General features: G+C 52.7%; 19 protein-coding genes. 2 read left to right on the top strand and 17 right to left on the bottom strand.

Features of this window, described 5'->3' with window-relative positions; translation table 11 throughout:
* Positions 1-324 precede the first annotated feature (324 nt).
* The 5 genes from gltS to leuS form a co-directional block, all read right to left on the bottom strand.
* On the bottom strand, positions 325-1,524 hold the full coding sequence (gene gltS / locus QZQ08_RS04780) for a sodium/glutamate symporter (protein ID WP_296328677.1): 1,200 nt from the start codon (positions 1,522-1,524) through the stop codon (positions 325-327).
* A 21-nt stretch (positions 1,525-1,545) separates the two neighbouring features.
* On the bottom strand, positions 1,546-2,631 hold the full coding sequence (gene holA / locus QZQ08_RS04775; RefSeq protein WP_296328741.1) for a DNA polymerase III subunit delta: 1,086 nt from the start codon (positions 2,629-2,631) through the stop codon (positions 1,546-1,548).
* An 18-nt stretch (positions 2,632-2,649) separates the two neighbouring features.
* Positions 2,650-4,950 carry a DNA internalization-related competence protein ComEC/Rec2 gene (locus QZQ08_RS04770; RefSeq protein ID WP_296328674.1) on the bottom strand — a complete coding sequence of 767 codons (2,301 nt, stop codon included), beginning with the start codon at positions 4,948-4,950 and terminating at the stop codon, positions 2,650-2,652.
* Entirely contained in the window at positions 4,947-5,579 is a 633-nt protein-coding gene (locus tag QZQ08_RS04765; RefSeq protein WP_296328672.1) for a ComEA family DNA-binding protein, read from the bottom strand. The genes QZQ08_RS04770 and QZQ08_RS04765 overlap by 4 nt, the downstream gene beginning before the upstream one ends.
* 113 nt (positions 5,580-5,692) lie before the next feature.
* The gene (leuS, locus tag QZQ08_RS04760; protein ID WP_296328669.1) at positions 5,693-8,185 is read right to left on the bottom strand and encodes a leucine--tRNA ligase; all 2,493 of its coding nucleotides are present in this window, start codon (positions 8,183-8,185) and stop codon (positions 5,693-5,695) included.
* 389 nt (positions 8,186-8,574) lie between these two features.
* On the opposite strand from leuS, the gene QZQ08_RS04755 reads away from it, so the two are divergent.
* Together QZQ08_RS04755 and lgt are read left to right on the top strand one after the other, a co-directional pair.
* Positions 8,575-9,279 carry a metallophosphoesterase gene (locus QZQ08_RS04755; protein WP_296328666.1) on the top strand — a complete coding sequence of 235 codons (705 nt, stop codon included), beginning with the start codon at positions 8,575-8,577 and terminating at the stop codon, positions 9,277-9,279.
* Positions 9,280-9,297: 18 nt separating this feature from the next.
* Entirely contained in the window at positions 9,298-10,074 is a 777-nt protein-coding gene (lgt, locus tag QZQ08_RS04750; protein WP_296328662.1) for a prolipoprotein diacylglyceryl transferase, read from the top strand.
* A 57-nt stretch (positions 10,075-10,131) separates the two neighbouring features.
* Here the strand turns inward: lgt and QZQ08_RS04745 are convergent, their stop codons facing one another.
* The 12 genes from QZQ08_RS04745 to QZQ08_RS04690 all read right to left on the bottom strand — a co-directional run bounded on the left by QZQ08_RS04745 (position 10,132) and on the right by QZQ08_RS04690 (position 19,368).
* Positions 10,132-11,436 carry a Na+/H+ antiporter NhaC family protein gene (locus QZQ08_RS04745; RefSeq protein WP_296328659.1) on the bottom strand — a complete coding sequence of 435 codons (1,305 nt, stop codon included), beginning with the start codon at positions 11,434-11,436 and terminating at the stop codon, positions 10,132-10,134.
* 15 nt (positions 11,437-11,451) lie between these two features.
* Positions 11,452-11,949 (bottom strand): NUDIX domain-containing protein, encoded by a 498-nt coding sequence (locus QZQ08_RS04740; protein ID WP_296328656.1) that lies wholly within the window; start codon positions 11,947-11,949, stop codon positions 11,452-11,454.
* A gap of 1 nt (position 11,950) precedes the next feature.
* Positions 11,951-12,760, bottom strand: coding sequence for an ADP-ribosylglycohydrolase family protein (locus QZQ08_RS04735; protein ID WP_296328653.1), 810 nt, complete (start codon positions 12,758-12,760; stop codon positions 11,951-11,953).
* Between the two features lie 26 nt (positions 12,761-12,786).
* Positions 12,787-13,542, bottom strand: a complete 756-nt coding sequence (locus tag QZQ08_RS04730; protein ID WP_296328649.1) for an exodeoxyribonuclease III — start codon at positions 13,540-13,542, stop codon at positions 12,787-12,789.
* Between the two features lie 17 nt (positions 13,543-13,559).
* Positions 13,560-14,210 (bottom strand): hypothetical protein, encoded by a 651-nt coding sequence (locus tag QZQ08_RS04725; RefSeq protein WP_296328646.1) that lies wholly within the window; start codon positions 14,208-14,210, stop codon positions 13,560-13,562.
* On the bottom strand, positions 14,207-14,950 hold the full coding sequence (gene recO / locus QZQ08_RS04720; RefSeq protein ID WP_296328641.1) for a DNA repair protein RecO: 744 nt from the start codon (positions 14,948-14,950) through the stop codon (positions 14,207-14,209). Before recO ends, QZQ08_RS04725 begins: the two co-directional genes overlap by 4 nt.
* Positions 14,940-15,824: a hemolysin family protein gene (locus QZQ08_RS04715; protein WP_296328638.1), complete on the bottom strand. Its 885-nt coding sequence runs from the start codon at positions 15,822-15,824 to the stop codon at positions 14,940-14,942. Before QZQ08_RS04715 ends, recO begins: the two co-directional genes overlap by 11 nt.
* 184 nt (positions 15,825-16,008) lie before the next feature.
* Positions 16,009-16,929: a GTPase Era gene (era, locus tag QZQ08_RS04710; protein WP_296328635.1), complete on the bottom strand. Its 921-nt coding sequence runs from the start codon at positions 16,927-16,929 to the stop codon at positions 16,009-16,011.
* Between the two features lie 5 nt (positions 16,930-16,934).
* Positions 16,935-17,321, bottom strand: coding sequence for a cytidine deaminase (locus tag QZQ08_RS04705; protein ID WP_296328633.1), 387 nt, complete (start codon positions 17,319-17,321; stop codon positions 16,935-16,937).
* 2 nt (positions 17,322-17,323) lie between these two features.
* Complete coding sequence (gene ybeY, locus QZQ08_RS04700) at positions 17,324-17,806, bottom strand: rRNA maturation RNase YbeY (protein WP_296328630.1); 483 nt, start codon at positions 17,804-17,806, stop codon at positions 17,324-17,326.
* The gene (locus QZQ08_RS04695) at positions 17,784-18,785 is read right to left on the bottom strand and encodes a PhoH family protein (protein ID WP_296328626.1); all 1,002 of its coding nucleotides are present in this window, start codon (positions 18,783-18,785) and stop codon (positions 17,784-17,786) included. The genes ybeY and QZQ08_RS04695 overlap by 23 nt, the downstream gene beginning before the upstream one ends.
* Before the next feature lie 13 nt (positions 18,786-18,798).
* Positions 18,799-19,368, bottom strand: a complete 570-nt coding sequence (locus QZQ08_RS04690) for a peptidylprolyl isomerase (RefSeq protein ID WP_296328623.1) — start codon at positions 19,366-19,368, stop codon at positions 18,799-18,801.
* Positions 19,369-19,548 lie beyond the last annotated feature (180 nt).

The raw sequence follows: 19,548 nt of genomic DNA, 5'->3' as shown, positions 1-19,548 counted from the left end.
GGCACAAGATCCTATGGAAGGCCGGTTTTTACGTCCTCAGGGTACCCATGACGGGGCAGCTTGACGCCGCGCGCCAGGGTTGCGATGGTAGGCCATGGGGGCAAAGAAAAAGGCGGATCTCCCCTTTTTAGGATGGTCCAAGCTCCTTTTCCCTGACGCCACACCATCCTACACATCCTACACCATCCAAGGAGCCTTTTTTCATGAAAAGGAAACGGGACCAGACGCCGGCTTTCCTTGCCCCCATCTTCCCCCACAAAAAAGGGGCTATGAAGAAATGATAGACTCATTTCTTCATAGCCCCTTTGATCTGTTCTAGGACCTTTATTTGAACAAGTTCGTAAAGATCATGATGACACTGGAGTTGATAAAGTCAATGAACAAGGCACCAACCAGCGGTACGCAGAAGAAAGCGCGCGTGGAAGGACCATGAACGGCCGTAACAGCACTCATGTTGGCCATTGCGTTCGGCGTTGCGCCCATCCCGAAGCCGCAGACAGCGGAAACTTCGACGGCAGCATCGTAATCGCGGCCCATAGCGTTGAATATGACAAAGTAGGTGAACAGGGCCATGAAAATAACCTGGGCTACTGCGATGATGGAGAGCGCACCAGCGATATCGAAGAGTTCCCAAATGCGCAGACTCATAAGGGCCATGGACAGGAAGATGTTGAGGCCAACATCACCCATGGTTTGGATTTCAGGAATTGGCACATCAAGGCTCGAGGAATGGTCAGCCGTGTTGCGAAGAACGGCAGCGACCAGCATGGAGCTGATATAGAACGGGAACACAAGGCCAATGCTCTTGAAGAAAGCCGCTACATAGGTACCAACACCCATGCAGAGCAGGATTTCGCCCGTAGCCAGCATGAACTTTTCCGGAACCATGGGAACAACTGCAGCCGATTCCACATCAGAAGCCTGATCAACAGCCGATACATTCGTTTCGTTGCTGTGCAGGTTATACTTAGAAATCAGGCGATGCGCAATCGGGCCGCCCATAAGGGAACCGGAAATCAGGCCGAAGGTTGCCATAGCGATGGCAACGGCACTGGCGCGTTCAACACCCATGTTTTCAAAGAAAGGACCAAAAGCAGCACTCGTACCATGGCCGCCGACAAGCGGTACGGAACCGGCGCAGAGGCCAAGGAGCGGATGCAGGCCCACAACTTTGGCAAGGCCGACACCAATGACGTCCTGCAAGGTAACAAGGATAGCGCAGATAATCGTGAGGATCAGAACGTCGCGGCCGCCTTTTTTAAGAAGGGCAAAGGATGCCGTAAAACCGATGCTCGTAAAGAACATGTTCATAAAGAAGCTCTGCTGTACCGTATCAAGTTTGACGGCACCGACACCGCTTTGATGAAGGGCGAGGTTCAAAAGAGCAAAGAGGATACCGCCAATAACCGGGTTCGGGATGCAGTACGTACGCAGGAACTTAATGCGGGCTTTCAGGAACTTACCCAGATAATACAGCAAAATGCCGACTGCCATTGTTTGATAAGAATTCAAAGCTAAGGTCATCGTAATACTTCCTCCTCAAGTTCAATCTCTTCCTACTAATGAAATGATAATTTCCTCAAGACGTGACCACTTCCATCCTTTGTCCCCGCCTCCACTGCGGTAAGAAATGGCCAGCACCGCCAGGTCCACCAAGGCTTTTTGTAAGGATTCATGGGAATAATTTCGTGCACGCTGCATGGCAAGCTTGGCGATGTAGGGATTCTTTTTCAGGGTTTGGGCAATCTCGTCCTGTCGAGCACCTTTTGCCATCATGGCTTTGACTTGGGTCAGCAGACGCAGGGAAGAAGTAACGACATAAAGGGCCAAAACAAATTTAGAGTCATCCTTCCGTTCTGCTGCAATCAGTTCCAGCGCCAAGGTCAGGTTCCTTTCTTCGATGGCCCGGCCTAGGGCAAAATTTGATACTTGGGGCAACTGGGAAAACATCTGCCGTACATCATCAACGGTCCAGATCTTACGGTCCCCGGCAAAAAGAGCAATCTTCTCGATTTCCCGCTCCAAAAAAAGGAGGGGCACTTCATCGGCCGCTGCTACATAGTCTTCAATCAAGGCTTTGGCTCCTTGATCGAAGCGGGCGCCGTATCGCTCAGCCTGTTCCTGCAGAAAAGGCATGAGGGCATTGTTCTGATACCATTTGATGGGTTGACACTCAACCAAGGGTGCTATCGCTCCGAGCTTTTTGGCCGCGCTCGTCCGCTTATCGATGGCGCTAAGCTGGATAAGGACGTAAGTCGAAGCAGGGATATCACTGACAAGTTCAAGGAAGGCCTCTAAAGCGCTTTCCTTTTTTTTGCTTTTTCCTTTGGTCGGCGGAACACTTGCTGCGTCTTTGGTCTTTTGAAGAACAAAGGGATCACTGACAATGACCCAATTGAGCCCCCCAAAAAAAGACTGGGAACAAATGGCTTCCCGCAGGTCGACAAGATTGAATCGATCCTCGAAAGTCCACGTGTTAAGTTCCTCACCTTTATGGTCAAAGGCAATCCGTTTTTTCATGGTTTCCTTGATGGCCTCTTGGTAGTAGTCCTCATTTCCAATGGCGACCGCAAGATGGGGACAGGGCCTGCCCTTTTTCCTGAGGTCCGCCAGGAACTGGTCCGCTGTCACGTTCAACCTTGATCACTCCTAGAAACAGTTTCGCTGACAGCGATAACTATACCACTTCGGTCCGGTCTCGTCAAAAACAACCTTGATGGCACCTCCTTCGTCCGTTCTTGCCACGGGAATTCCTAAATATTCCAGGCGTTCAAGGACCGTTTCATGGGGATGGCCAAACCGGTTGTTCCGGCCAACGGAAATGACTGCAACCTTAGACGATACGGCTTTAAGGAAGGCCATTTCCGAAGAAGTTGACGAACCGTGATGGGAAACCTTCAGCACATCGCTCCGAATCGGGGCTGCCGCTGCGGCAAGTTCGATTTCACTTGTCGCATCCCCGGTAAGGAGCACCTTGCTTTTCCCGCACGCAACAAGCACCACTGCAGAGCTCTCGTTTGCATTGCCTCCTTTCTCTGCCATTTTCGGTGCGTCTACGATATTAATTATATGCGATTTAAAGCGGATGTGAATTGTTTTTTGCATTTTGTATACAATTTTGTGATTTGTTTTTTTCATGGTATATATCAATTTTTCTATATCATCACTGTTTTTTTCCTGCGGAAGGAGCAGCCGTTTCACCGGCAGCCAGCGTGCGATTCCAGCGGCCCCGCCAGCATGGTCATGATGGCCATGGCTGATGATCATCGTGTCGATCTGGGTTACGCCAAGGGCCCGGAGCGCGGGTACGACAACCCGCTCCCCTATATCATAGTGTCCGTTTAATCCCCCCGTATCGATAAGTACGGTCTTCCTGTCCGGCATAACAAGAAGGCAGCAGTCGCCCTGCCCCACATCAAGGAAATAAGCCGTAAAAGGGACTTTTTGAAAGCGAGGGTAAAGAAAAAGGACAGCAAGGCAAAAGGCAGAGGCAAGCGCCGCCTTTTGCCGGCAGCGGTCGAGACAGGAGCCCTGTGGAAAATTGCCAAGGAGCAAGCTGAGCAAAAGACCATAGCAAAAAAGCGCTCCAAAGCCCAAGGTGCCCGTTGTGACCAGGAAGGGCCTACTTTCTGAAAGCAGGCGCCCCAGGTCAAGGGAGAGACTGACCAGGCTGCCGGCCATGACAAAAAGAATCCTTCCCAAAAAGGGCAGGATAAGTCCCCCGAAAACGGCACATACGGCAAGAACGAGGGAAAGACTCAAAAGCGGTACAAGAAGCAGATTGGCCGGAAGGGACAGGAGGCTCACGGCGTGGAAATAATGGACAAGCAAAGGAAGGGAAAAGATATGCGCCGCAAGGGGAACAGAAAGAGCTGCCCCGAGCCGCTGCCCCAGATAAGGCGTAAGCCCTCTTTCCACCCGGTCCCTTAGGAGCATCAGTCCGGCTGCTGCCGCAAAGGAGAGTGCAAAACCAATATCCCAGATCCAAAAAGGATGGATGCCCAGGAGCAAGATGGCCGAAAAACCAAGGAAGGACGGGCCGCTTGCCCGGCGCCCCAACAGCTCTCCCAGCAAAACACCGCTGCCAAGGAGCACTGCACGGCAGACAGACGCCCGAAGCCCGCAAAGGATGGCGTAGCAGATTAGAAAAAAGATGCCCACCAAGGGTTTGACAGGGCGCGGCAGCGGAAGATGCCCTGCCACCAGGACATAGAGGCTGGCAAGGAGTGCCACATGGCTTCCGGACACAGAAAGAAGATGGGACAGACCGCAGGCCGTAAAGATCTGGAGTGACGGGGCGTCCATCCCCTCACTGCCGCCAAGGAGCATGCCCCCAAGGAGCGCGGCCTCCCGCGGAGGAAGGGCCTCTGAAAGCCGCTTTCTTACGGCGCTGCCCAATGCGGCGATCCGGTCGAGGCTATCTTTTTCTCCCCCTTCATAGTGCAGACCGCCCTTTTGGGTCATTAGCCTTCCCGGAATCTTTCGGGCGGCACTGCGCTTTTTTTCATCCGCCATCCCAGGATTATAGAACGTCTCCATCGGTTCCAGACGGCCTTCTGCCGTGTAGCTCCCCCATAAAGGTCCAGGAAGGGCGCCCAAATGAAGAACGGGGATGCGCATGCCTTCATAAAGGAGCGTAAAAGAAACGGATTGATTCCGAACGCGCAGGGAACCTGGCTCAAGCCGCCCCGTAAGCCTTACGGGTTTCCCCAAAAAAGGAGCCATGCGGCTTGCCGCACTTTGCCGATGCCGGCCGGAAAGGGCCCCTATGAACAGGGCCGGCAGCAGAAAGAAGACGAGGACGCCCCCTTTTTTCCCTTCCTTCCAGAATAGAGCAACAAGTAGGCTGACCCCTAGCAATCCCCAAACAAGCCATCTGGAAGGCTGGGCCGAAATCCCCCACAGCGTGCCCAGACTAAAGCCCAATCCAGCCCAGGAAAGGGGCGTCATGGAAGGACCTCCACAAGCTCCCGGAAACGGGAAAGCGTTTTGGGGCCGATGCCCTTGACGCGCAGCAGGTCATCTACGGACCGGAAAGGGGCGGCGTTCCTTTCTGATATGATGCGCCGCGCCGTCTCGGGGCCGATTCCGGGAAGGCGTTCCAGTTCTTCCTGGGGTGCCTCATTTGGATTGATCTTTGGGGTCCTAGCGGCGCCTTGTTCTTTCCGTCTTCCTTTTTCCCGAGCAGGCAGGACGCCTGCAGAAGGCGGAGCCTTTCCTGCTGCAGGACGCCGATTCTTCCGCAGCGGGACGTTCACCTGACAGCCATCCTTGATTTTTTTCGCCAAGTTTACCCTCGTTTCATCGGCCTCATCCGTCATGCCGCCAGCCTTGTAAATGGCGTCGGCATAGCGCAGGCCCGGGGCAAGGTCATAAAGGCCAGGGTACATGACGGCACCGCTGACATAGACATGAAGACTGGGGCGCGCTTTCTGCTCCCGCTGCTTTGTCATGACCGCCTCAGGATCCAGCGGAATTTTTCCCTGCTGCGGCGTCTCTTCCCAGTAGAGGGCAGCTCCTACAATAAGGACCATGAGGACGAAGATGACAGCTGCCTTCCTGCGGTTCCATAGGTTCATGGTGCGACCTCCTTTTCAAAAAAAAAGCAGGTCATCTCCCCGCGAAGGGGTGATAACCTGCTTTTGAACGACTATTTTCGTCTAAAAGGGCATCCTTATTTCAGTAAAACGCCTTACGGTTTTACCACAATGTTGACCAGACGGCCCGGGACAGCAATGACGCGGATAACCTTGCCGCTGCCGATGGCCTCCTTGACAGCCTGGCTTTCCAAGGCGACCTTGCCCAAGGCCTCCTTATCCATTTCCGGATCGACCATGATACGGTCCTTTGGCTTGCCGTTGACTTCAACAAGGACCTCTACTTCGTCGACCTTGATGGCTTCTTCATCATACTTCGGCCAAGCCTGCTTATGGATGCTTTCCGAATCATTGATGGTGCCGTGCCAGAGTTCTTCCGTAATATGCGGAACGAAGGGGGCCATTACAAGGAGCAGATCCGTAATGACTTCCCAGATGAGACCCGGATGTACTTTCTTGGCCTTATCCTTATAGGCGTAAAGGGCATTGACCAGTTCCATCATGGTACTGATGGCGGTATTGAAGTTAAAGCGGCTGTCCAGGTCCTCTGTGATCTTCTTCAGGCTCACGTGGAGGATATGGCGCATTTCCCGCCCTGCTTCATCCAGTTCCTTCACATCATAGGTCTTGACCTGTTTCTGGAGTTCATCCTGGAAGTGGTAGACAATACGCCATACACGGTTCAGGAAGCGGAAGGACCCTTCAACACCCTGGTCACTCCATTCCAGTTCCCGTTCCACAGGAGCGGCAAACATGATGAACAGACGGGCCGTATCGGCGCCATACTTGCCAATGATTTCTTCCGGGGAAACGACATTTCCCAGGGACTTACTCATCTTGGCCCCGTCCTTGATGACCATTCCTTGGGTCAGGAGGTTTGCGAAGGGTTCGTCAACCTTGACAAGACCGGCGTCCCGCAGGACCTTCACAAAGAAGCGGGAGTAAAGCAGATGGAGGATGGCATGTTCAATACCGCCGATATATTGATCCACGCTCATCCAATGATCGACCGCTTCATGGCTGAAAGGGGCCTCATCATTGTGGGGATCGGTATAGCGCAAATAGTACCAGCTCGAGCAGACGAAAGTATCCATCGTATCGAGTTCACGTGTTGCCGAACCGCCGCATTTTGGGCAGGTACAGTGCACGAAAGACTCACTCGTAGCAAGGGGGCTCTTGGCGCCGGCCGTAAACTTGACGTCTGTCGGCAGCTTCACGGGCAGGTCCTTTTCCGGAACGAGGACTTCGCCGCATTTCGGGCAGTTGATGACCGGAATGGGTGCGCCCCAATAGCGCTGACGGCTGATCAGCCAGTCGCGAAGACGATAATTGACGCGCCGTTTGCCCAGGCCCTTTTCTTCCATGTAGTCCATGATGGCCCCCATGGCTTTATGCATTTCCATCCCTGTGAAGGGCCCGGAATTAACCAAGACACCGTCTTTTTCTGTATAGGCATCATCCATTTCCTCAAGCTTCAGTTCCTTATCCTTTGGCTGGAGGGTGAGGATTTTCTTGATCCCGTACTTCGTGGCAAACATCCAGTCACGATGGTCCCCGCTCGGTACCCCCATGACAGCGCCCGTGCCGTAGTCAAAAAGGACATAGTTCGTAATCCAGATTTCCACCTTATGTCCCGTCAGGGGATGGACACAGTCGCAGCCCGTGTACATGCCCACTTTTTCCGACTCAGCACTGGTCCGCTCAATATCCGATGTATTGCGGACCTTGTCGCAGAAGGCTTCGAGTTCAGCCCGTTTGGGGTTATTTTCAAGGATCTTGGCAACAAGGGGATGCTCCGGCGGGATAACGACGAAGGTGACGCCATAGATCGTATCGGGACGGGTCGTATAGACCGGGAGCTTGGTTCCAAGGTCCGGGCAGTCAAAGCTGAATTCCAGTCCTTCACTGCGGCCAATCCAGTTGCGCTGCATGGTTTTGACCGGTTCAGGCCAGCCCTTCAAGAGGTCAAGGTCCTTCAGGAGTTCATCGGCATAATCGGTAATCTTAAAGAACCACTGGGACAGGTCCTTTTTGATGACCGGTGTATCACAGCGCCAGCATTTCCCATCAATGACCTGTTCGTTGGCAAGGACGGTATTGCATTTTTCGCACCAGTTGACCGGGGCTGTTTTCTTGACGGCCAGACCGCGTTTATACATGAGTTCAAAGAACCACTGGGTCCACTTGTAGTAATCTTCCATACAAGTCTTGACTTCACGATCCCAATCATAGGAAAGACCCATGCGTTTTTGCTGATCCTCCATGTTGGCAATGTTTTCAAGAGTCCATTTGGCCGGCGGAATGTTATGTTTGATGGCGGCGTTTTCCGCAGGCATGCCAAAGGAGTCAAAACCCATGGGATGAAGGACGTTGTAGCCGCGCATGGTGCGGAAACGGGCGACTACATCGCCGATGGAATAGTTCCGTACGTGCCCCATATGGAGGTTTCCCGAAGGATACGGGAACATCTCAAGGACGTAATATTTGGGGCGGGGATCATCATTGCTGACCTTGTAGGTATGATGGTCCTCCCAATACTTTTGCCATTTGGCTTCCGCCTTATGGGGTTCATACTTTTCACTGATCATGGCTTGGCCTCCCTATTTTGGAAACATAAGTGAAATCCCTTGCAATACGGCATCCGATTCTGTAACATAGTAGTATTGAAGGAAGTGAACGTACCCCCGCCGGATAGAGGCGGGTGCTTCCTGCTTCAACGAGAACGGCACCGCTGACTTGAAAAAAGCCGCGATGACTTGCACACTCTCCACAAGCATAGATTTCCGTGCGGCCCACGGAATTTCCGCAGTGAAACAATTGTTTTCCAAGGGCACCGACCCCTTGGAAAGACCTGCCATCCATCCCACCGCCTATAGCGCTAGAAGGGGACTTTTTGCAGGATAGATTGCCATTCACTGCAATAGATTTATTATATAGTTGACGCCTCATAAAGTCAACGCAGGAAGGAGCACCATTCATGGCCTTTTATGCAATTGGAGACCTGCATCTATCCGGGGCTCCCCCGACAAAACCCATGGACGTCTTCGGCCCGCAGTGGAAAGGCCATCGGGAAAAAATCATCGAGCACTGGAAAAAAGCCATTGGCGCTGACGATACGATCATTCTTTGCGGTGATACGTCGTGGTCCATGGACCTAGCCGATGCCATCGAAAAAGATTTTTCCATGCTTTCCACACTTCCAGGAAAGAAGATCGTCCTCAAGGGGAACCACGATTATTGGTGGTCCAGCATGCGCAAGATGGAACAAGCCTTTAAGGGCAGCTTCCAATTTCTCCATAATAGCTGCGTCGTCGAAAAGGACACGGCCATCTGCGGCACCAGGGGATGGAACCTTCCCTCCATGCCGGAATTTACGGATCACGATGACCTCCTTTATAAACGTGAGGTTCAGCGCCTCGAGCATTCCCTTAAAGAAGCCAAGGCGTCCGGTGCCAAACGGATCATTGCGGCCCTCCACTACCCGCCCCTATACGAGCCGGAAGAAGTGACAGGCTTTACCGAGCTCTGCCGGGACTACGAAGTTACGGCCTGCATCTACGGCCACGTCCACGGTGACGCCGCCCATTTCCTGAACCTTTTCCAAGGCCTCCGGGATGGCACGCAGTACCGCCTCGTCGCGTCTGATTACATTGATTTTTGTCCGGTCAAGATCCTTGACTGACCGGAGAAAGGATTTCCTGTGCATCAATATCTCTTTTTTATCGGCAATTTTCCCATCCGCATGTATGGTCTCATGCTCTGCACGGCCATCTTCATGGCAACGGGAACGGCTTATTTCCTTGCCTATAAGGATGGACGGGGCTGGGAAAAGTACCTGCCCGACATCGGGATTTATGGCGGTTTTGCCGGCATTGTCGGCGCTCGCCTCTGGGATGTGTTCTTTTTTGACTGGGCCTACTACAGTGACCACCTGTCAGAGATTTTCTTTGTCTGGCAGGGCGGTATGGCCATCCAAGGCGGCATCGTCGGCGGTATTCTCGCCGGGGCCCTCTACTGCAGAGCCCACAAAATCAATTGGATCGATATGCTGGACGTTGTTTCCCCGGCCCTATTCATCGGCCAGTCCATCGGGCGCATGGCAAATCTCTTAAACGGCGATGCTTTCGGCGCGCCCACTGGCGGCGATTTCGGCATTCTCTATCCCGTTGGGACCCTGGCCCGCAGCACCTATGGAAACGCGCCCCTGTGGCCGGCAGAAGTTTGGGAAGGACAGATTGACATCATCCTTTTCGCCCTGCTGCTCATGTTCCAGTCCCGACCCTACAAACGGGGTCAGTGCTGCTTTGTCTACGTCATGCTCTATTCGGCGCTGCGCTTTTTCCTTGAATTCCTCCGCGGCGATTATGTGGAGCCTTTCCTCTTTGGCCTCAAATCGGCCCAGGCAACAAGCCTCGTCTTCTTTCTCCTTGCTCTCATCGGTTTTATTGGGAGCGGCCGCAGGAAGACGCAGGCCTAGGACAAGACATAAAAAAACTGCCCTTGCGGGGGCAGTTTTTTATTTTCCCAAGGTTTCTTATGCGCCCTGCCGCGCCGCAAAGGCTGCCTTTCCAAGGCGCCATAAAGGCAGGGCATATAGATAAAAGGCAAAGAGCATACTTGAAATGGGCGCGCCGATAAAAGCCAAAGGCACAGCGCCGGCAATGCACCAAGGCACCAGGGCGCTCATGACAACGGCCGTATCTTCAATGGCAAGGGCAAGTTCCTTGCCGTCGGGCATGATCTTGCGGGAAAGGTCGCGCGTCATGATGATGGCAAGGGTTTGGTTCGACCCAATGAGGGAACTGATTGCCGCCGCGCCAAAGACGCCGGCAAAAGGAAAGAAGCGCTTTGTCAGGGCAAGAAGGACCGATTCAATATTTCGGAGCAGCCCCGTCTTGCTGAAAATGCCGGAGTAACAGGACCCGATCATGACGATGCCCGTCGTACTCGCCATGGAAAGAAGGCCCCCGCCGCGGAGCATGGCATTGAGCTGAGGGTCCGAGGAGATAAAGCCAAAGAACATGACGTGAAAGATGGCGGGAAGGGAAAGGCCCTGATAGACATAAGCGCAGAGGAAACTTAAGACAACGCTCACAAAAAGGGTCTTTTTCACAGCCACGCGGAAAAAAGCCAAAATAAGGATGCTTGCTGCCGGGATGAGCATGGCATAGGATACGTCAAAATGGGACGCAAAAAGATGCTTCACGGCGCTTGCCGTCTCCGCCGTGCCTTCTCCCCCGCCCATGAGGCCATAGAACACAAGGGAAAGGAGAAAGGGCACCAAGGCACTTTTCATCATGCCCTGGATGTTGTCATAAAGGTTCGTTCCCGTCAGGTCTGCCGTAAGGAGCGCGCTTGTCGATACAGGTGAGCAGCGGTCCCCAAAGTAGATTCCCGACAGGACGGCCCCGCCAATGAGCGCCTTGGGTGCCCCCAAGGCTGCTGCAATGGTCATGGAGATGAGCCCCATCGTTGCCGCTGTCCCAAAGCTCGTTCCCATAAGAAAGGACAGGAGACAGTTAAGGACAAAGGTAAGGAGGACGATGAGCGCCGGGTCGATAACGCCGGACGCATAATAGACAATGGTCGGGATGGTCCCGCCAGCCCGCCAAAGCCCTGTCAAAAAGCCAATGATGACAAAGGTCATGAGGATATTGCGGATGGTCTTCACGCCAGCGGCCCACATGCCAAAGATTTCCTTGAAGGAAAATCCCTGGTAACGGGCATAGCCGCTAAAGAGCAAGAGCCCAGCAAAAAGAGCGGCCAAAATGGGAATCCCGGTAAAAACACTGCCTAAAAGAAGCAAGGAAAAAATCAATAAAATGGCATTTTCAAGCATGGCTGGGGACGCCTCCTAAAATAAATCCGCAAAATGGGCATAATGGAGGATTTTCCCGCTTTCGCCAAGGGCCCTGACCTCTTGGGGACTCAGAAGGGCAAACCCTTTGACCTCCGCTTGTTGGATCGTAACCGCTTCTTCCGTAAAGGGAAGGCGCACTTCATAGATGTCGACAAAGTAGTTGTTCTGTTCTTTTGGGGAATCATTGCGGTACGTATGGACGAGGCGGACCGCCTCTTTATCCGGCACAAGACCTGTTTCTTCCCGCGTTTCCCGCAGGACCGCTTCCAGTGACGTTTCGCCTGCCTTGACACCGCCGCCGGGGATCTCCCATTTCCCTGGAGCCCACTGCTTATCAAGCTGACGCTGGGTAAGCAGGATGTGTCCCTTTTCATTCACAATGAGGGCAAGGACCGTCAAGTGATAGTCGCCCGGTTTCATATGCCAATCATTGCGCATCATGGTGCGGCCTGTGCGTTCTTTTTTCTCGTTATAGATATCCCAATATTCCATGCTAGTCCTTCTCCTTTGCGCAAAGTGCGTCAAAACGCTGCAGGACGGCTTTCATTTCCTCTGTAAAATACCCTTCCGCGGCTTTATAGATGGAGGCAGGAATGCCAAAATAAGGTTCTGCAAGGCTTCCGCTGATGGCGGCAAGGGTATCTGTATCGCCACCGAGACTGACAGCGCGCCTTAGGGCATCCTCAAAACTGTCCGATGCCAAAAAAGCCGTCAGGGCCTGGGGCACGGATCCGTCGCAAGTTGCATTCCCTTCGTAATGGCTTCTAAGCTCGTCAAAAGGTTCCGAAAGGTCATAAAAACGCCCCAGATAGGTACGGATCACGTCCTTCCTGGCTCCCGAGCGGGCAAGGAAAATCGCTCCTGAAACGGCTTGGGCCGCCTTTTCCGCACTTTTTTCATTATGGCTCACACGGCAGGAAATAAGGGCCAGTTCCTCCGCTTCCGCCAAGGTATAGGCAAACCAGCCAGCCGGAGAAACGCGCATGGCCGCCCCATTTCCACAGCTGCCATAAGGTCCCATGGTCTCATCCATAAGCCACGCCTTAAATTTCTGTCCATACCCAGCATCTGGATATGTGCGCCCCAACTTACGCATCCTTTCGCAAAGAAGAGGACCCAATACGCTTTCTGTTTCTGGAAGGTCTGCTTCCCGCATCGTCAGGAAGGCTTCTGCCACGGCAGCCGTCATAAGGGAGTCATCCGTCACGCGGCATCCTTTGGCAAACAAGTCGAATTCCTTTTCCCGAAATCCAGTCCACTCAAAACGGGATCCTACAATATCTCCAATAAAGGCGCCCTTCACGTCCTATCCCTCCCTTTTGGCAGCAGTTATACCCCATACTCCAGGACAACAGGACAGTGATCACTGCCCATAATCTCGTTCATGATGGTTACATCCCGGATCTTGTCACGACCCGCTTCCGAAACAAGGAAATAGTCAATGCGCCACCCCGCGTTCCGTTCGCGGGCCTTGAACATATAGGACCACCAGGTATAGGCCCCTTCCCGATCAGGATAGAGCATACGGAAGGAGTCAACGAATCCCCGGGCAAGGAACGCATCAAGCTTTTGCCGCTCCTCGTCAGAAAAGCCGGCATTGTGATGATTGGAATCAGGGTTCTTGAGGTCAATGGGTTCATGGGCCACATTCATGTCCCCGCAGACGATGGTTACTTTCTTCTGTGAAAGGGCCTCGCAGTACGCCTGGAACGCATCTTCCCAAGTCATGCGGTAGCTCAGGCGGGCCAGCTCGCGCTGCGAATTGGGCGTGTAGACATTGACAAGGTAAAAACCGTCATACTCCGCTGTAATGACACGGCCTTCCTGGTCATGTTCCTCGATGCCCAGTCCATAGGTCACGGAAAGGGGCTTGATACGGGAAAAGATGGCCGTTCCGGAGTAGCCTTTTTTAACGGCACTGTTCCAATATTCATAATAACCGGGAAAATCAAAACTGGCCTGTTCCCGCTGCATCTTCGTTTCCTGGATACAAATGATATCGGCGTCCAGTTTTTCCATGGACTCCTTAAAACCTTTATTCATACAGGCCCGAAGTCCGTTGACATTCCAAGTGACAAGTTTCATGAGATTCCTCCATTCACTCATAAGGAGGGAAAGATCCAGTAAAGGGTCCCTAGGGCAAAGAGCCAAAGAAGAAGATAAATGGGATCTCCCGCCATCCAGATAAAGGATACATAGAAAAGGCCAAGGATAAGGCCTATTGAAGCAAAATAAAAGAGAAACAGCAGGCGGCATTTCCTTTGGACCGCCTTTTTCATTTCCCAAAGGGCCCGAAATAAACCATAGCCGCCCATAAGAAGGGCCGCCTCAAAAGCGCCCCCATCCGCGTCAAGTTGGTTAAGAAAAAGGGCTGTTCCCAAAAAGAAGGGAAAAAGGATAGAAGGCCCCCGCTTGGCCAATTCCCTGCTTTCCCAAAAAAGAAGATAAGCGCCCCACAGGATAAAGATCAGCATCCAAAAAACGGCACCAGGAAGGGCCAAGGGATAGCTGTGAGGGGATACAAAAAGCGCCGTAAGGAGCATGCCAAGCGCTCTGCCAAGGATTGAGGGGGCGCCCAGCCTTTTTTCTAGGTCCAACTGATAAGCATCAAGGGCGCCAAGAAGGAGACCGCCCCAAAGCACCCAAGGCTCATTGAGAAAAAAGAGCAGCAGGGCAGCGGCCGCCAGAAAGAGGGGTTCCTTTTTGCGGGCACGCGCCCAAACCCTATGAAGTCCATAGATCCACCGGTTCATAGGGCCCCCTTGCCAAGCTGCGTCAGAAATTGGAGGCTCTTAAGCGGCCGGTCCGTTTGAAAAGTCAGGAACCGATAGAGAATCTTTTCCACTTCCATCAGCTCCTTTCCCCGTACCGTAAAAGGTTCGGGGGTCTCAAAATCAAGGGTCAGGAGATGCTGCAGGAGCGCCTTTGCCTTAACCGTAAGGGGCAGATCATGGTCCAAGGCACAGTCCCTGCAGAGAAAACCGCCTTGGACGGGACTGAAATAACCGTCTTCTTCCATGGGTTTTCCGCAGGTTGTACAATAGTCAAGAACCGGTTCGAAACCACAAAGGGCCAGAAGTTTAAAGAGGGTGCTGTCCGTTACGAGCCGCTTATTATGGTTTGAAAAGAGGGTAAAAGCCTGACAAATGAGGAAAAAGGCCTCTTCCAGCGGTTCTTCCTCTTCAAACAGCTGCATCACGGCCTCGGCTATGATGGCACCATAAGCCATGCCTTCAATATCCATGGCATTGGGCAGGTTCATAAACTCACAGCTGCGAAGGGTCGCCACCTTGCGGCCCGGCATGAGGGTCACGCGCAGCTGGGCAAAAGGCTGGACAATCCGACCGCTCGTACTCTTGGGATAGGCTGCTCCATAGGCGATAAAGGGCACTTTCCCATGATGACGACAAAAGCAGACTGCGTACTTATCCGCAGTCTGCCAATTCCTTACTTCCAATATGACCGCTTCATCCTGAAAGGCTTCACTCGTCATGGACTGTCTCTTCCTTTTTGTCTTTCTTCAGGGGGATGACACGGACCCGAAGGACACGGAATCCGGATGAATCAAGCACTTCAAAACGATTGCCCCGCTCATCGACGGTATCTCCCACAACAGGCTGACGTCCGATGAGGCCAAAGACATAACCGCCAATGGTATCTTCCTCAGGGTCATCAAACTGGATACCCATCGTCTCTGATACTTCGTCCAAAAGGACCAAGCCGTCAAACACATAGGACCCATCAGGCATCTTGTTGATTTCCGGCATTTCCGTATCGTGCTCATCCTGGATATCACCAACGATTTCCTCCAAGAGGTCTTCCATGGTGACAAGGCCCGCTGTCCCGCCATATTCATCAGCAACGGCCACCATCTGGACATGTTTGTGCTGCATGAGCTGGAGGATCTTCACAATGGACATGCTTTCAGGCACCACGTCAATTTCCCTCATGATAGACTTTAGGTCTGCGTGGGGATCTTGTTGGTCAAGGTTCATGAGTTCCCGGATATGGATCATTCCCAGGATATGATCTCGGTCTTCCTCGCAAAGCGGATAGCGGGTGTGACCGGAATCATGGACAACCTTCAGGTTTTCTTCCAAGGAATCTTCCACAAACAGGCAGATCATATCCTGCCGGGGAACCATGACCTCCCGGGCAACCCGGTCGGCAAAATCAAAGACATTATCAATTAGGCGGCTTTCTACGGGATCGATTTCCCCGCCTTTTTCGCTGTCACTGACCATCCGCCGAATATCATCTTCCGAACGGCTCATATCAGGATCATAGGGCTGGATGCCCATGAAGCGATAAAGGCTGCGGCCCACATGCCAAAAAAGATAAGCAAAAGGATATACAATCGGTTTCAATATGCGTCCAAGCGCAGGACCCGCGTCGATAAGTCATCTCTCCTTTTTTCCAAGGCCTGTGATCTTTCGGCAAAGAACCATCTCGGAACCACAGCGCCACTTCAACGAATCACAGTGTGCCATTTTTCGGCACTTTTTGGCTGTCAATGTTAATTTTCATTATACAATAGGTGCCGCTGCATGGTCAATATGCCGTATGATCGGAGCTCAGCCCAAGCTGCCGCAGCTCGGTTTCCTTTTCCCGCCATTTAGGACGTACCTTAACCCAGATTTCAAGATAGACCCGACTGCCGACAAGGTCCTCGATGTCCTTGCGGGCTTCTTGGCTGATCTGCTTGAGCATCTGTCCCTTGCGCCCAATAAGGATTCCTTTTTGGGAATCCCGTTCCACATAGATATCGGCCCGCACATAAACCATCCCATTATCACGGGTCTTCATTTCATTTACCTTGACGGCAACGGCATGGGGCACTTCATCGTGAGTGAGGCGCAGAATCTTTTCCCGGATGATTTCGCTGGCCATGACCCGTTCCGTCTGGTCCGTGTAAAGATCTTCCGGATAAAAGCTGGGGCCTTCCGGCATGAGGCCTGTCAACTCATCGAGAAGCGGCGTAAAATCCGTATCTTCCAAAGCAGATAGGGTCATGATGCCATGAAAGGGATAGGCCTTTTGAAAAGCGTCGATGCGCGGCAGAAGGTGTTCTTTCCGATCAATGAGATCCACCTTGTTGAGGACAAGTATGACCGGAACCTGGACCTTTTTGAGCCGTTCCAGGATATAAGTCTCCCCTTTACCCCGTTTTTCCGTGGCGTCAACGACATAGAGCACGGCGTCGACATCCTTTAAGGCGTCCTCGGCGGCTTTGACCATATGCTCCCCCAATTTGTCCATAGGTTTATGGAGTCCTGGCGTATCAAGGAAAATGAGCTGGGCCTTTTCCGTCGATAGAATGCAGAGGATGCGATTGCGTGTCGTTTGGGGACGGTCTGACACAATGGCGGCCTTTTCCCCGATCAGTTTATCAATGAGGGTCGACTTGCCCGCATTGGGGCGTCCAATAACGGCGATATAGCCGGCCCGATGTTCTTGCTGCTGTACTTGCATGATGCTTATTCCTTTTCTTTTAGAGTAAAGCCGTAAGGCAGGAGTTCTTCAAGGCTCAGGCACTTGCTGAGCCCCTTGAGGTTTGTCAGTTCAATATGGGAAATCCTAAATTCAGCCATGACCTGGCGGCAGGCCCCGCAGGGGGAAACAGGTCCCTCCGTATCAGCCGTCACGAGCAGGGTCTCAAAGTCGCGCACGCCTTCTTTTACGGCTGCAAAGATGGCATTTCGTTCGGCGCAGACCGTCAGTCCGTAGGATGCATTTTCGATATTGCAGCCCGTAAAGATGCGGCCGTCCTTCGTCCTGACTGCCGCTCCCACGGCAAAGTGGGAATACGGGACATAGGCATTTTTCCGTGCCGCTTTTGCCGCTTCAAAAAGAATCCGGTCCATCGTCAGCCTCCAAAGTTTTCCTCGGCAAGGTCGAGCCTGCGCAGGACTTCTTCCTCCCGTTTGCGCATAATAAGCTTGTCCTTTTCTTCCATGTGATCGTATCCCAGGAGATGGAGCATGCCATGAACAGCCAGATAGGTCATTTCCCGTTCGAGTCCGTGCCCATATTCCTCACCTTGGCGGACCGCTGTCGGAGCGGAAATGATGACATCACCCAAAAGATGCTCGATCTCGTCATCGTCCACTTCCGGTTCCTCTTCCCCTTCGTCAAGGGCAAAGGAAAGCACATCCGTCGGCCGATCAATGCCGCGGTAGGTGCGGTTGAGTTCGTGGATTGCAGCATCATCGACAAGGGTAATATCCACTTCCGTCTGTGGAGACAGGCCTTCCAGCTCTGCAACAACATTCATGGCCTTGGTCAGGTCCGCTTCCAGTTCTTCAGGAATGATAACCTTTTCCTGATTATTTTCGAGTGTGACGATCATAGCCGTCCCTTCCTTTCTTTTTGGCATCATCGTATTTCTTGTACGCCCGGATGATGGCCGCCACGATTTCATGCCGGATGACATCGCCGTCTGTAAAGTGGACAATGCCAATGCCTGGGATTGCCTGAAGAACATGGGCGGCATTGGTGAGTCCGGACTCCTTGCCCGGCGGCAGGTCCACCTGGGAATCATCACCGGTCACAACGAGCTTGGAGCCAAAACCAAAACGGGTAAGAGCCATCCGCATCTGTTCAGCCGTCGTATTTTGGGCCTCATCGATAATGATGAAGGCATCGCTCAAGGTCCGTCCGCGCATATAGGCAAGGGGCGCCACTTCAATGGTTCCCCGGGTCAGGTATTTCTGGAAGGATTCCATGCCGAGCATTTCGTAAAGGGCATCATAAAGGGGACGCAGGTATGGGTCCACCTTTTCCTGCAGGTCCCCAGGCAGAAAACCCAACTTTTCCCCAGCTTCCACCGCCGGTCGCGTGAGGATGATCCGCTCCACTTCGTGGTTTTTAAGGGCCTTGACTGCCATAGCCACGGCAAGGTAAGTCTTGCCCGTGCCCGCCGGTCCAACGGCAATGGTCATCTGGTTTTCCCCAATGGTCTTGAGGTACTGCCATTGGCCCAAAGTCTTGGCCTTTACCTGCTTTCCCCGGTAGGTCGTAATGACCGTATCCGTATGGAGCTGATGCAAGGCCTCTTCCTTGCCGTCACGAACTAGCTTCAGCGTGTATGTCACATCATGGGTCGTAATGGGCAGTCCCTGACGATAGAGATAGAGCAGTTCCGAAAAGGCCCGTTCCATCCGCCTGAGGGCTGCTTCCGTCCCGGTAAGGAGCAGTTCATTGCCCCGGGGAATGATCCGGCATTCCGGATCCAGCATCAGTTTCAGGTATTCATCATTTTTTCCCAGGACAGCCACCATTTCCCGATTGTCCTTAAAGGTCAGCTTCTTTTCCAGCGTTTCTGGCAACCCGATTTCCTCCTTAGCCTTTTACGATCTTGATTTTCTTGATGACAACGGGCGTCACCGGCCGGTCATTGGCATTCGTTTTAACCTTACCAATCTTTTGGACTACATCAAGGCCCTTGACGACGCGGCCAAAGACAGCATGATGGTCATCCAGCCAAGGAGTCTTTTCCAAGGTAATGAAAAACTGGCTTCCGCCTGTATCAGGGCCCGCGTTTGCCATAGACAAGATTCCCGGTCCATCGTGACGCAGGTTCTTCGAAAATTCATCTTTAATGGTATAGCCCGGTCCGCCCGTCCCATCGCCTTTGGGATCGCCTCCTTGGATCATGAAGCCATCAATGACACGGTGGAAGGTAAGTCCATCGTAAAAACCGGATTCCGCAAGCTTTACAAAATTGACACAGGTCTTGGGCGCCCCTTCGACGGCAAGGCGGACCTCAAAATTGCCGAGACTGGTCTCAAATTGGGCTGTGACAGGGCCCTTTAGGGCCGGTGCGTCCGTTCCAGCCGCTTTGCCGCTTTTACCGCAGGCAGCCGTGAAAAGTGCCGTAATGACGGCAATCAGTAAGAACAGCTTCTTCATGGTCGATCTCCTTTACCAAAAAAAGGACCCGTGGGTCCCACTATTAAAGTCTTCGTCTTCCTTATTATATCTGTTTAGGGCAAAAAAATAAATATCACCGTCCCTCCCCTTATCACTGGATTATTTTTTTGGTTGATTGCAATAGCAAATAGGACACTAGACAAAAAGTTTATGAGGACG

This window comes from uncultured Acidaminococcus sp., assembly GCA_900538365.1.
Classification (GTDB): Bacteria; Bacillota; Negativicutes; order Acidaminococcales; family Acidaminococcaceae; genus Acidaminococcus.
The sequence above is the reverse complement of the archived record's forward strand: the minus strand, read 5'-3'. Positions and strand labels throughout refer to the sequence as shown.

Bases quoted from the DNA above. Each gene is read 5' to 3' on its own strand.
- QZQ08_RS04725 (WP_296328646.1), bottom strand. From the start codon at position 14,210: ATGAACCGGTGGATCTATGGACTTCATAGGGTTTGGGCGCGTGCCCGC.
- QZQ08_RS04755 (WP_296328666.1), top strand. From the start codon at position 8,575: ATGGCCTTTTATGCAATTGGAGACCTGCATCTATCCGGGGCTCCCCCG.
- ybeY (WP_296328630.1), bottom strand. From the start codon at position 17,806: ATGATCGTCACACTCGAAAATAATCAGGAAAAGGTTATCATTCCTGAA.
- QZQ08_RS04745 (WP_296328659.1), bottom strand. From the start codon at position 11,436: ATGCTTGAAAATGCCATTTTATTGATTTTTTCCTTGCTTCTTTTAGGC.
- QZQ08_RS04740 (WP_296328656.1), bottom strand. From the start codon at position 11,949: ATGGAATATTGGGATATCTATAACGAGAAAAAAGAACGCACAGGCCGC.
- leuS (WP_296328669.1), bottom strand. From the start codon at position 8,185: ATGATCAGTGAAAAGTATGAACCCCATAAGGCGGAAGCCAAATGGCAA.
- QZQ08_RS04765 (WP_296328672.1), bottom strand. From the start codon at position 5,579: ATGAACCTATGGAACCGCAGGAAGGCAGCTGTCATCTTCGTCCTCATG.
- recO (WP_296328641.1), bottom strand. From the start codon at position 14,950: ATGACGAGTGAAGCCTTTCAGGATGAAGCGGTCATATTGGAAGTAAGG.
- QZQ08_RS04705 (WP_296328633.1), bottom strand. From the start codon at position 17,321: ATGGACCGGATTCTTTTTGAAGCGGCAAAAGCGGCACGGAAAAATGCC.
- QZQ08_RS04770 (WP_296328674.1), bottom strand. From the start codon at position 4,950: ATGACGCCCCTTTCCTGGGCTGGATTGGGCTTTAGTCTGGGCACGCTG.
- QZQ08_RS04730 (WP_296328649.1), bottom strand. From the start codon at position 13,542: ATGAAACTTGTCACTTGGAATGTCAACGGACTTCGGGCCTGTATGAAT.
- gltS (WP_296328677.1), bottom strand. From the start codon at position 1,524: ATGACCTTAGCTTTGAATTCTTATCAAACAATGGCAGTCGGCATTTTG.
- era (WP_296328635.1), bottom strand. From the start codon at position 16,929: ATGCAAGTACAGCAGCAAGAACATCGGGCCGGCTATATCGCCGTTATT.
- QZQ08_RS04690 (WP_296328623.1), bottom strand. From the start codon at position 19,368: ATGAAGAAGCTGTTCTTACTGATTGCCGTCATTACGGCACTTTTCACG.